The sequence below is a fragment of the Dokdonella sp. genome (assembly GCF_039926425.1).
GTDB lineage: Bacteria > Pseudomonadota > Gammaproteobacteria > Xanthomonadales > Rhodanobacteraceae > Dokdonella_A.
In genome coordinates this window covers 1-12018 of record NZ_JBDSWZ010000086.1, presented here as the reverse complement: position 1 = coordinate 12018, position 12018 = coordinate 1, and the positions used below count along the sequence as shown (strand labels likewise).

Below are 12018 nucleotides of genomic sequence, written 5' to 3'. Positions count from 1 at the left end.
CGCCTCGCGCGTTCCGCGACATCGAACGCCTCGCGGTTTTCCTGATCGAAAGCGATCCATCCGCCGCTGCCACAACCGCCGAGCTGCTGATTTCAGGTCTCGCCATCCTGCGCGATCACGCGCTGGTGGGTCGCAAGGTCGAGCACGGATTGCGCGAGTTGATGATCTCGCGCGGTCGCAGCGGCTACGTCGCACTGTATCGTTACGACGCCGAATCGGATGCGGCGCTGGTGCTCGCGCTGCGGCATCAGCGAGAAACGGTCTGACGACTCAGGCAGTCGCGCCCGAACGCGTCCCCAGCCAGCGCCAGATAAAATAGACCGGCAGTCCCGCCACGGTGATCAAAGCGCCCATGCCGGCGTCCCCCGGATGCTGCCAGATCGTCACCGCGACGATCCACAACACGATCCCGATGAACAGCGCCGGCAACACGGGATAGAACGGAACACGAAACGGGGCCGGTTCCGAGGAGCGAACGCTGCGATACCAGAACAGCGTGGCGATCACCGCGGCCATGCCGAGCCAGTCGCCGACGGTCGAATAGTTGAGCAACTGGTCGAACGTGCTCGACCATGCAAGCACGCATGACCAGAACGCGAGCATCACCATTGCGACGTTCGGTGAACGCCAGCGTGGATCGATGCGCGCGGCGGAACGGAAGAACACGCCGTCCGCACCCATCACCTGAAAGACGCGGGCGGCCCCGATGATGGAAATGTTGCAGAAGCCGAGCATCGAGATCGCGATGCCGGCGGCAATCATCCGCGCACCCGCTTCGCCGAAGACGTGGCGCATCACATCGGCGGCCGGCGCGGTGCTCGCTGCGAGGCCGTCGTGGCCGAGCACCGCGAGATAGGACAGGTTGACCAGCAGGTAGCACGCAGCGACCAGCAGCATGCCGAAGAACAACGCGCGCGGCAGCGTGCGCTGCGGCTCGCGGATCTCGCCGGCAATGTCGTTGACGTAATACCAGCCGCCGTACGAAAACAGAACCGGCAACAGAACGCCGCCAAACGCGAGCGGGTTGACCGGCGCCGGCGCTGCGATGAGGGGTGGCGCGCCCTGTGCGACGAGACCGGTGACGATCAGCGCAGCGATCGCGAGCAGTTTCAGCACCGTCAGGATGTTTTGCGTGAGCGAACCGGCACGGATGCCGAACCAGTTGATGCCCGTGAGAAAAACGATGGCGCCGATCGCGTATGGCCGCGGGTCGGCGACACGGGTGCCGACGGCCGCTGCGCCATATTCGACGAATGCGGTCGCCACCGCGGCGATCGAGCCGGAATGGTTCACCACCAGCAGGTTCCAGCCGTAGACGAACGCGAAGATCAACCCGAATGCTTCGCGCAGGTTGACGTAACCGCCACCCGCGTTCGGTCGACGGGTGCCGAGTTCGGCGTAGCAGAGCACGCCCATCAGCGCGATCACGCCGCCGATCGCCCACGCCAGCAGTTGTTCGTGGCTCGACGTGGTCTGGCGCGCAACGGCGGCCGGCGTCGCGAAAATCCCGGAGCCGATGACGCCGCCGACGACGACCATCGCCGCGTCCCAGGCATTGAGTCGACGCGCGTATCCAACGGCGGGTTGAGCAGAATCGGCGAGGGCCGGATCATTCATGCGGAGCCATCTCCCCAAGGCAGGTCGGACATGCGGGCGAAACGTCAGTGGCCGACGACGACGTGGCCGGCGATACAGCTTACACAGTGGCCGCCGATCATGACGCGGCCGCTGGCGGGATCGACCTGGACTTCCACGGTGCCGTCGCGACCGACTTCGCGTCCCTGGCTCGCCCGGTAGCGATGACCGAGTGCATCGAGACCGCCCGTGGCGTGGAGCCACGCGCCGATCGCCGCGTTGGCGCTGCCGGTCACCGGGTCTTCGGGAATGCCGTCGGCGGGGCAGAATGCGCGCACGGCGATCGCGTGGTCGCCATCGCGTTCGCGACCGAACACCGCAACGCCGACCGCGTCGCCATGCTGCGCCGTGAGCAGTGCAACGCGCGCAAAGTCGGGGCGCAACGAACGAACCGTGGCCGCATCCGTCATCTGCGCGATCAACCAGCGCGGTCCGACGTCGACCACGCAGGAAGCGGGATCTGGCAACGGTGCAATGCCGAGTGCGTGGGCGATGTCGGTGCCCGAACCGGAACGTGACGGGAGGATTCCGGCTTCAGGCGACTGCACGAAGATCCGGCGCTGCGCGCCGTGGCCTTCGATGCGCACCGGAAGCAGTCCCGCGGCGCATTCGAGCACGAGCGCGTTGCGACCGCCGAGTTCCGCACGCGCCTCGACCACGGCGTAGCTCGTGCCGACGGTTGGATGACCGGCGAACGGCAATTCCTGGCGTGGCGTGAAGATACGCAACCGGAAATCGGCCGCTGTCGTCGTCGGCTTCAGCACGAACGTGGTTTCGGACAGATTGGTCCACGCAGCGAAGCGCTGCATCGCGACGGCGTCGAGGTCGTCCGCGTCGAATACGACGGCCACCGGGTTGCCGTAGCCGGCTCGCGCGGTGAACACATCGATCTGTGCAAACGGACGGCTGCGGGGCTTGGCTGTGCTCATTCGGAATCGCTCGCTGGCGTCATCGTTGTGTTCGTCTGCACGCTGGGTCGGGCGTCATTCCAGCGTCCAGCGACAGCCATTCTGACGCGTGATCCGCAGTGCGACCAGTGCTCGCTCGTTGGCGAACTCGCCCCTATTTCGTCACGAATTGTCCATCGGCGCGGCATTCCATTGCGTTCTGCTGCAATGCACGAAAGAATGCGTGCCGATGCGCATCCGCAGGAAGGACATCCGTTGAGTTCAAGCAGCGCGCCGGCGCCGAGACCGTGGGTCGTCGCGAAATTCGGCGGCACCAGCGTGTCGTCGCGAGCGCGATGGGAAACGATCGCACGCATCGCAGCTGCGCATCATGCGCGCGGGCGGAACGTGCTGATCGTGGTGTCGGCACTGTCCGGCATCACCGACCTGCTCAAACGCATTGCCGAAGCGCGTGATGACGACGCGGCGTGTCGCGAAGCGCACGCATTGATCGTCGAACGCCATCATGCATTGCACCGCGAGTTCGCGTTGCCGACGCGCAACGCAATCGATGGCTGGCTGGCGCGACTGGACCAGCTGATCGCCGATCCGCGACGTCGCGAGGCAACGTCGCCGTGGCAGGCCGACGTATTTGCGCTCGGCGAATTGATGTCGAGCACGCTCGGCGCGGCGTTCCTCAACATGCAAGGCCTTGCGACGAACTGGCTCGACGCGCGCGACCATCTGATCGCACAGCCGCTGGCGAACCAGACGGCATGGTCGCACTACTTGTCGGCGACCGTGCCAGCCGTGCCGGACGCCGCGTTCGCACAACAACTCGCCACGCGCGGCGATGTGTTCATCGCACAGGGCTTCATCGCGAGAAATCCGGACGGTGAAACCGTGGTGCTCGGACGCGGCGGTTCGGATACGTCGGCCGGCTATTTCGGTGCGATGCTGAAAGCCGAATGCGTCGAGATCTGGACCGACGTGCCGGGCATGTTCAGTGCGAATCCGCGCGTGGTGCCGGACGCGCGCCTGCTCGCGCGGCTCGATTACGAGGAAGCGCAGGAAATCGCGACAACCGGGGCAAAGGTGCTGCATCCGCGCGCCATCGGTCCGCTGCGCCGCGCTGGCGTGCCGCTCGCGATCAAGGATACGCATCGCCCGCATCTGCCAGGCACTGAAATCCGTGCATCGGCGGTCGACGCGGCGCCGTGCGTCAAGGCAATCAGTGCGCGCAAGGGCGTCACTCTGGTGTCGATGGAAAGCGTTGGCATGTGGCAACAGGTCGGCTTTCTCGCCGACGTGTTCAACGAGTTCAGGCGGCATGGACTCTCGGTCGACCTGATCGGTTCGGCCGAAACAAACGTGACGGTGTCACTCGATCCGAGTGAGAACCTGGTCAATTCCGATGTGCTGTCTGCGCTCGCATCGGACCTCGCGAAGATCTGCCGCGTGAAGGTGATTGCGCCGTGCGCGGCGATCACGCTGGTCGGTCGCGGCATGCGCGCGCAGTTGCACCGGCTGTCGACCGTGCTGGCCGAGTTCGGTGCGCTCGACGTGCATCTGATCAGCCAGTCGTCGAACAATCTGAATCTCACCTTCGTCATCGACGAGTCGCTCGCCGACGATCTCATTCCGCGACTGCATGCGTTGCTGATCCGCTCCGACGCGCTGCGTGTGGAAGACGGCGCGGTCTTCGGGCCGAGTTGGCGTGAGCTTGGAGACGACGTGAAGGATTCGCCGCGCCCGGGCTGGTGGCGCGCTGAACGGGCGACGTTGCTCGACATCGCAACCCGCGCATCGCCCTGCTACGTGTATTCGCTGGCGCAGGTTCGTGCGCAGGCGCGATCCCTGCGTGCGCTGTCGTCTGTGGATCGTTGGCACTACGCGCTGAAAGCCAATCCACACCCGGCGATTCTCAAGGCGCTGCATGAGGAAGGGTTCGCGTTCGAGTGCGTTTCCCTTGCGGAAGTCGAAGCGGTTCAGGCAGCGCTGCCGATGCTGGCAGCCGACCGTATTTTGTTTACGCCGAACTTTGCGCCACGCGAGGAATACGCGGCGGCCCTTCGAGCCGGCGTGCATGTCACGCTCGACGCGCTGCATCCGATTGCCGAGTGGGGTGGCCTGTTTGCCGATCGCGACATTCACCTGCGCATCGACCTCGGCAGCGGTCGTGGTCACCACGACAAGGTCAAGACCGGCGCCGCGTCGAAATTCGGCGTGTCGCTCGACCAGGTCGATCAATTCCGCACGCTCGCGCGAAACGCCGGCGCGCGCATCACCGGCCTGCACGCGCACCTCGGTTCCGGCATTCTCGACGCAACCCACTGGCGTTCGGTGTACGCGCAGCTGGCGAGCGTTGCCGAGGGGTTCAGCCGCATCAAGTCGCTCGACATCGGCGGTGGACTCGGCGTGCCGTCGCGTCCCGATGAAGCGGCGCTCGATCTCGCTGCGCTCGGTGATGCATTGGCCGAAGTGAGGCGCGCCTATCCGCAGTTCGCGTTGTGGATGGAGCCCGGGCGCTACCTCGTCGCGGATGCTGGCGTGCTGCTCGCGCGCGTGACGCAAACCAAGCGCAAGGGCAGCGTGCATTACGTCGGTATCGACGCCGGCATGAATTCGCTGATCCGTCCCGCGCTCTATGAAGCGTGGCACGAGATCGTGAATCTTACGCACCTCGACGATCCGCCCGGAACGATGGTGCAGGTAGTCGGCCCGATCTGCGAAAGCGGCGACGTACTTGGCAACAACCGCCGATTGCCCGAATGTCGTGAAGGCGACGTGCTGCTGATCGCGCAAGCTGGTGCGTATGGTGCGGTGATGGCATCGCACTACAACCTGCGTGCGCCCGCGGTGGAGATCATCGTGTGAGCCGCGCACGAGTGATCCTGCATCTGGTTGCCCTGCTGGCACCGTTGGTCGCAGCGAGTGCGTGGTGCCTCCTCGTGTACCGGTCCAATGCGGCGGGTGCATGGGGTGTCGTGGCAGTCGTCGGGGGTCTCGCTGCACTGTCGGCGCAAGTCGCCGCACTGCTGCGTTGGCGCGCACTCGATCGACGCGCGCGAGCCGGTCAAGGTGCATGGCTTGCCGGGATCGGCATGGCGGCGATCACGCATGCACTGTTCGGCGTCCTTCTGGATGCGGCGCTCGTGCTGTCGCTCGGCGGCTGGCGCGAAGCAGCCGGCACTGGGCGACCATCGGACCTGCTGCTGCAATCGCTGTTTTTTTTCGTGATGTCGATCATGCCGGTCGGGCTCGTGACATTTCCCGCGACCGCGTTGTTCGCCACTTGGATCGCGGCGTTGCGTCGCAAGGAGCTTGGCCATGCCGTTGCCTGACCCGCGCGCCGCACGGACCTTCCGTTTCATCCGGCGCGATTTTGCCGGCGGCGTCGCGTCGCTTGTGTATGCGTTCGATGACGGTCCGGAACTGATCGAGCGCATCGCGTTTCCGCACGCGCCGGCGATCGCGCCCGACCGCGTGCCCGCGTTCGATGCCGCGCTCGATCTGCTGCACCTTGTCGCCGGCGTCAGCTACTACAAGGCCGGCGTGCCGGCACAGATCCGCGTCGAACAGGGTTCGGTCGATGGGTCCACCGCGTCATTTCTCGACACGTTGTATCTGCACGGGCTCGGCGAGTTCGCGTACCACAACAAACTCGACCTGCGCGGGAACATCAAGTTTCCGGTGGGAGCGGCTTCAGCCGCGATGCGGCCACAGCTTGCGGCGCTGGAAAGCATCGCGGCTGAAGCCGCTCCCACGAACGCGCCGTGGAGCACCCTCGTGCCGATCGGTGGGGGCAAGGATTCGCTGGTGAGCGTGGAGATGCTCAAAGCGGCCGGGGAAGATGCCACCGCGGTGTGGGTCGGCAACTCGCCGCTGATCGCCGCTTGCGCGGAGCGCACCGGGTTGCCGATGCTCAACATTGGCCGCGAACTGTCGCCACTGCTGTTCGAATACAACCGGGAGGGTGCCTACAACGGGCACATCCCGGTGACCGCGATCAACTCGGCGATCCTTGCGGTAGCTGCGGTGCTGTACGGCTTCGATGCGATCGCGTTCTCCAACGAACGTTCCGCATCGAGCGCAACACTTGAATACGATGGCCAGCCGGTCAATCACCAGTGGAGCAAGAGTTGGGACTTCGAGCGCGCGTTCCATGACCTGCTGAAGGCCAGTGTCGATCCGGCGCTCGACTATTTCTCGTTGCTGCGGCCGCTCTCCGAGCTTGCCGTGGCCGAGCGCTTCGCGCGCTCGACGCGCTATGACGACGTGTTCTCCAGTTGCAACCGCAACTTCCGCATTCTTGGCCCGAAGCCGGCGGATCGCTGGTGCGGCCAGTGTCCGAAATGCCATTTCGTGTTCCTCGCGCTTGGGCCCTTCATGCCCAAACCCCGGTTGCTCGCGATCTTCGGGCGCAACCTGCTCGACGACCTCGATCTGGCACCCGCGTTCGATGCGCTGATGGAATACCGCGACCACAAACCCTTTGAATGCGTCGGCGAAGGCGCCGAGTCGCGCGCGGCGATGCACGCCCTGGCCGCTCGCGCGGAGTGGCGGGAAGACGCGGTCGTCGCGCGCTTTGCCGACGACATAGCGCCGCAGCTCGATCCGGGTGGAGCGACACTCGACGATTTGCTCGGCGCCACCGGCGAGCACCGGATCCCGCCGCGCCTTGTGCGGTTTGTCGATGCGCATCGCTGAACTTGCTGGCCGGACGGTCGCGGTATGGGGGCTTGGCCGCGAGGGAAGGGCGGCGCTGGCGGCGTTGCATGCACGCGCGCCTGAACTGATGCCGACGCTTTTCTGTAGCGAGGAGGAAGCGCGGCTGTTCGGAATTGAAGAAACATCGCGGCTGACGCCGCTCGCACCGAAGCCGGGCAATAGCGTGGTGGGTGATGGCGGGAGCGGCTTCAGCCGCGATGCCGTGCACATCGAAACGGACCCGCCCGATGGCGCCGCGTTGTCGGCGTTCGATCTGGTCATCAAGTCCCCCGGCATCAGCGCGTACCGAGCCGAGATTCTCGAGGCGCGCCACAACGGCACGCACTTCACCTCCGGCACCGCACTGTGGTTTGCCGAGCATCCGCAATCCCGTGTCATCGCGGTGACCGGCACCAAGGGCAAGAGCACGGTCAGCGCGTTGATCGCGCATCTGCTCCGTTCTCTCGGGCGACGCGTTGCGCTGGCTGGCAATATCGGGCTGCCGTTGCTCGAACTGCTCGATCCGCCACAGGAGCCGGACTGGTGGGTGATCGAATTATCGAGCTTCCAGACGCGCGATGCGGGAGCCGTCGAAGTCGGCATCGTCAACAACCTTTACGAAGAGCATCTCGACTGGCATGGCTCGCGTGAACGCTACGCCGAAGACAAGCTCACCCTCGCAAACGCGTCGCGGACGCTCGTCGTCAACGCGCTGCAACCGGAATTGCAGTCGCGGTTGGCGGCCCATCCGCGACTGTTTCCGTTTGGCACGGCTGCAGGCTGGCATGTTTCCGATGGGGCGGTGATGCGCGGATCCACGCGCGTGTTCGAGATCGATGAGTCGCCCTTGCCAGGGCTGCACAATGCGATGAATGCCTGCGCCGCGCTGGCGGCGATCGAGGCGGCGGGCGAAGACGCCATCGGTGCGGCAGCGGCGATCGGGTCCTTCAATCCGCTACCCCATCGGCTGCAGATGCTCGGTGAGCGCGACGGCCGCGTGTTCGTCGACGACAGCATTGCGACGACGCCGCAGGCGACGCTCGAAGCGCTGGCGAGTTTCGGCGATCGTCCGGTGACCGTTCTGGTCGGTGGATACGATCGCGGTCTCGACTGGCGCCCTTTTGTTCAGGCCATGCGCGAGGCGCCTCCCCATGCGATCGTCACGATGGGTGCAAACGGCGAGCGGATTCGTGCGAGCCTGAACCTGGCAGGTGGCAACCACCGACTCGAATCGGCCGCCACTCTTGAGGATGCGTTACCGCTTGCGATTGCGGCGACCCCCATCGGTGGCGTCGTTCTGCTGTCACCGGGCGCGCCAAGCTTCGACCAGTTCAAGGATTACGTCGAGCGAGGCTGCGCATTCGCGCGCATGGCTGGATTCGATCCCGCAACGATCGGCATGATCGACGGACTCGGCATCGCCTGACGCATCTGCCCGGCCTCGGTTGCTGGTGCTCGGCCGAACGGCTGCGCGCCGCTGGTATGCTCGCGGCCATGCATGAGCCGACCCGTTCCAACCCACCCATGTCCGCAACCGTGGTGCGTGTCTGGGATCTGCCGACCCGCTTGTTCCACTGGGTGTTGGTCGCGTTGATCGCGCTTCAGTACGCGACCGGGCAGTTCGGTCTGTTGTCGATGCAGTGGCACTACCTGTGCGGCTACGCGACGCTGGCGTTGATCGTGTTTCGCGTGCTGTGGGGCTTTTTCGGATCGGACACGAGCCGGTTTTCCCACTTCGTGCGCAATCCGTTCGTCGTGCTGCACTATTTGCGCGGACTGATCAGCGGCGATGCCAGGCGCAAGGCCGGGCACAATCCGCTGGGTGGATGGTCGGTGCTGGTGATGCTGGCTCTGGTGTCACTGCAGGCAGTCAGTGGATTGTTCACGACCGACGACGTCACCGAAGACGGTCCACTCGTCGCACGCGTGTCCGATGCGGCGATCACACTGATGACGAGCCTGCATCACACCACCCGCTATCTGTTGCTCGCGCTGATCGCGCTGCATGTCTGTGCGGTTGCCCTGCATTACGGCTGGCGCAAGGAGAATCTCGTCGCGCCGATGTTCGACGGATGCGCGCCGGTCGATGGAGTACCTGCGTTGCGCTTCGTTTCGGTGTGGCGTGCGGTCGTGCTGCTTTTGATGAGCGCCGCTGCGGTGTGGGCGCTGGTTGCGTGGGGAGAAGCCGCGTAGGTCCGAATCGCTCGCGCGTCCGCCTTCATCGAAGGTTTGTCGCGCGGCGCATGCGAAACGAACGTCATTGATCGGAGCGGGCGGACCGAACAAGCGCGTGCGCCCGACAAGACGAAAGCAGCGCTTCGATCATTCCTCCTTGCGGTACTTGTCGTGGCACGCCTTGCACGCGCCCGCCGTCTGCTTGAACTGTTCCTTCATCTTCGCTTCGTCGCCACCCTTGGCGACGTCGGCGAGCAGCCGTGACTGTTTCACGAAGTCGTCCATCTTCACCTTGAAGTCGTCCATGTGTTTCCAGATCTCCGGCTTCGCCTCGGTTTCGGCACCCTTGTCGGAGCCTTCGGGAAATCCTTCAAGGAGTTGCGGCGCGAGGAACGCAATGCGATCGGCGTGCCGCGCGAATTCGGCGGCGTCCCACGGCGTCTTGCCTTTCATCATTTGTGCGAGCGGCCCGAAGTTCCAGCCGATCACGTTGTAGACGCTTTGCCGGTAGTTGATGGCCGCTTCCGGTTTGACTGCCGCGGTCGCGAAGGCCGCGGAGAAGGTGGCAGCAAGTGCAAGGCTCAGTTTCACGACGCGCATCGGAGATCTCCATTCGGTACGGAATGAGTGTAGCAGTGGCCCGTTCAGCCTGCGGCGGCTTTGACGCCCATCGACGGCGCTATCATGCGACCTCTTCGAGCCCACGGGAATCCATCGCCATGCTGACACGCCTGCTCGCCATCGCCCTTGTTTCACTCGCCGCCGCGCCGCTGCACGCGGCCATGGTCACGCGTCCAATCTCCTACGAGGTGGGCGGCAAGAAGATGCAGAGCGTCCTTGTCTACGACTCGGCCGTGCGCACGCCACGACCGGGCATCGTGATGACGCCGGACTGGATGGGCATGAACGACAAGCAGATCGACCTGGCGAAGCAGATCGCCGGAACGGATTACGTGATTCTCGTCGCCGATGTGTATGGCGTGGACGTACGTCCGAAAACCGCGGACGAAGCGGGCAAGGCATCGGACGCGATGTACAAGAACCGCAGCGACCTGCGTGCGCGCATCAATGGCGCGCTCGATCAATTGAAGGCACAAGTGGGCAAGGCACCGCTCGACGGCAAGCATTGGGCAGCGATCGGTTTCTGCTTTGGAGGCGCCACTGCACTGGACCTTGCGCGCAGCGGTGCGGACGTCGCGGCGGTCGTCAGCTTCCACGGCAACCTCGCAACCGACGATCCGTCGATGGCGAAGAACATCAAGGCCAAGGTGCTGGTGCTGCATGGCGCGGACGACAGGTTCGAATCGCCCGAGCAGATCGCCGCATTCCAGCAGGAAATGCGCGCGGCGAAGGTCGACTGGCAATTCTTCATCTTCGGCGGCGCGGTGCATTGCTTCGCGATCCCGACCGCCGACAACTCCGTGCCGGGTTGCCTCTATGACGCGCCCGTCGCCCGTCGGGCGTTCGAGCAGATGAACCTGTTCTTCCACGATGTCTTCGGCAAGGCCGACGCCGACGCACACCACAAGCCGGGCTGATCCGTCATGAGGCTGGCCACTGCATTCAAGAACTTCGCGAGTGGTGCTTCACGTGCGACCGGCAAGCCGATCACCTTTGTGCTGGCGTCGTCGATCGTGGTCGTGTGGGGGATTTCGGGACCGCTGTTCGGCTTCAGCGACACCTGGCAACTGGTGATCAACACCGGCACCACGATCATCACGTTCCTGATGGTGTTTCTGATCCAGAACACGCAGAACCGCGATTCCGAAGCGATGCACATCAAGATGGACGAGCTGATCCGTGCGTTGAATGGCGCGCACAACGCGCTGCTCGATCTGGAGGAGCTGGAAGACGACGAGCTCGACCTGATCCGTGGCCGCTACCGCAAGCTCGCAAAGAAGGCGCGCGACGACATCGACGCCGGCGGCGTGGATGTCGGCTGCGGTGACGTGGACAAGGACGACGACCCGCCGCCGTCAAAGAAGGCTGTGAGGACGCCGAAGTAGCGCCACCGGTACATTCGCGCAGTGTGCCGCTGGTCGAGCGATTCCCGCTTTCGCGGGAATGACGTCCATGTGGGGACTGTCCTCGTCGGAACGTCGGACTTGCGCCGGTCATCGGCGTGTGCCGATCTCGCGTGAACGACATCGTCCAGACGGCTCATCAACCTTTCCGTTTGGATTGCACGTCAACCCCAACGTTCGGACGGCGCTTCAACGCAGTCGTTCGCAAGCCCTTCTTCCGGTTGGCTCCTCAACGCAGTCGTTGGCAAGTGCTTTCTTCCGGACGGCGCCTCATCGCAGTCGTTCGCACCGTACCCCTCAAAGACGTCATTCCCGCAAAGGCGGGAATCGCTCTGCACTGCAAACGCGATGGGCCTCTCGACGCCCGATCCGTGCGCGCTCAGCGCGTGCGATCCACCGCGTGGTCGGCGAGCAACGCAAGAGCATCGCGCGCATCGGACGGCGGCAGGCTGGTCAACGCCTGTCGCGCGTCCTCGGCATAGGCCTTGGCGCGATCGCGCGATGCGTCGAGCGCTCCCGTCGTGCGGATCGCCTTCAGCACGTCGTCGAGCGCGTCGAGCCCACCCGCCTGGATCGCCGCGCGCAAT

General features: G+C 64.8%; 11 protein-coding genes and 1 pseudogene. 8 read left to right on the top strand and 4 right to left on the bottom strand.

Going from position 1 to position 12018, the window contains the following annotated elements; translation table 11 throughout:
• The coding region (locus ABIV12_RS05490) for a type II toxin-antitoxin system RelE/ParE family toxin (RefSeq protein ID WP_348057056.1) at nucleotides 1–266 on the top strand (266 nt) is incomplete at its 5' end.
• Nucleotides 267–270: 4 nt separating this feature from the next.
• On the opposite strand, the gene ABIV12_RS05485 is transcribed toward ABIV12_RS05490, so the two are convergent.
• Both ABIV12_RS05485 and ABIV12_RS05480 read right to left on the bottom strand, forming a co-directional pair.
• A complete protein-coding gene (locus ABIV12_RS05485) occupies nucleotides 271–1617 on the bottom strand; it encodes an amino acid permease (protein ID WP_348057054.1) in 1347 nt (448 codons plus the stop codon).
• A 44-nt stretch (nucleotides 1618–1661) separates the two neighbouring features.
• Nucleotides 1662–2564, bottom strand: a complete 903-nt coding sequence (locus tag ABIV12_RS05480) for a PhzF family phenazine biosynthesis protein (RefSeq protein WP_348057052.1) — start codon at nucleotides 2562–2564, stop codon at nucleotides 1662–1664.
• A gap of 198 nt (nucleotides 2565–2762) precedes the next feature.
• Here ABIV12_RS05480 and ABIV12_RS05475 point away from each other — a divergent pair, with 198 nt between their 5' ends.
• The 5 genes from ABIV12_RS05475 (at nucleotide 2763) to ABIV12_RS05455 (ending at nucleotide 9425) form a co-directional block, all read left to right on the top strand.
• Nucleotides 2763–5399, top strand: a complete 2637-nt coding sequence (locus tag ABIV12_RS05475) for a bifunctional aspartate kinase/diaminopimelate decarboxylase (RefSeq protein WP_348057058.1) — start codon at nucleotides 2763–2765, stop codon at nucleotides 5397–5399.
• On the top strand, nucleotides 5396–5866 hold the full coding sequence (locus ABIV12_RS05470; RefSeq protein WP_348057050.1) for a hypothetical protein: 471 nt from the start codon (nucleotides 5396–5398) through the stop codon (nucleotides 5864–5866). Before ABIV12_RS05475 ends, ABIV12_RS05470 begins: the two co-directional genes overlap by 4 nt.
• On the top strand, nucleotides 5853–7232 hold the full coding sequence (gene murL, locus ABIV12_RS05465; RefSeq protein ID WP_348057048.1) for a UDP-N-acetyl-alpha-D-muramoyl-L-alanyl-L-glutamate epimerase: 1380 nt from the start codon (nucleotides 5853–5855) through the stop codon (nucleotides 7230–7232). Before ABIV12_RS05470 ends, murL begins: the two co-directional genes overlap by 14 nt.
• A complete protein-coding gene (gene murD / locus ABIV12_RS05460) occupies nucleotides 7219–8658 on the top strand; it encodes a UDP-N-acetylmuramoyl-L-alanine--D-glutamate ligase (RefSeq protein WP_348057046.1) in 1440 nt (479 codons plus the stop codon). Before murL ends, murD begins: the two co-directional genes overlap by 14 nt.
• A 98-nt stretch (nucleotides 8659–8756) precedes the next feature.
• A complete protein-coding gene (locus ABIV12_RS05455) occupies nucleotides 8757–9425 on the top strand; it encodes a cytochrome b/b6 domain-containing protein (RefSeq protein ID WP_348057044.1) in 669 nt (222 codons plus the stop codon).
• Between the two features lie 129 nt (nucleotides 9426–9554).
• On the opposite strand, the gene ABIV12_RS05450 is transcribed toward ABIV12_RS05455, so the two are convergent.
• Complete coding sequence (locus ABIV12_RS05450; RefSeq protein ID WP_348057042.1) at nucleotides 9555–10007, bottom strand: cytochrome c; 453 nt, start codon at nucleotides 10005–10007, stop codon at nucleotides 9555–9557.
• A 119-nt stretch (nucleotides 10008–10126) separates the two neighbouring features.
• Here ABIV12_RS05450 and ABIV12_RS05445 point away from each other — a divergent pair, with 119 nt between their 5' ends.
• Nucleotides 10127–10945, top strand: a complete 819-nt coding sequence (locus ABIV12_RS05445; RefSeq protein WP_348057040.1) for a dienelactone hydrolase family protein — start codon at nucleotides 10127–10129, stop codon at nucleotides 10943–10945.
• A 6-nt stretch (nucleotides 10946–10951) separates the two neighbouring features.
• Nucleotides 10952–11413 carry a low affinity iron permease family protein gene (locus ABIV12_RS05440; protein ID WP_348057038.1) on the top strand — a complete coding sequence of 154 codons (462 nt, stop codon included), beginning with the start codon at nucleotides 10952–10954 and terminating at the stop codon, nucleotides 11411–11413.
• Nucleotides 11414–11810: 397 nt separating this feature from the next.
• On the opposite strand, the pseudogene ABIV12_RS05435 reads toward ABIV12_RS05440, so the two are convergent.
• Nucleotides 11811–12018: pseudogene (locus tag ABIV12_RS05435) on the bottom strand (octaprenyl-diphosphate synthase); the annotation flags it as partial.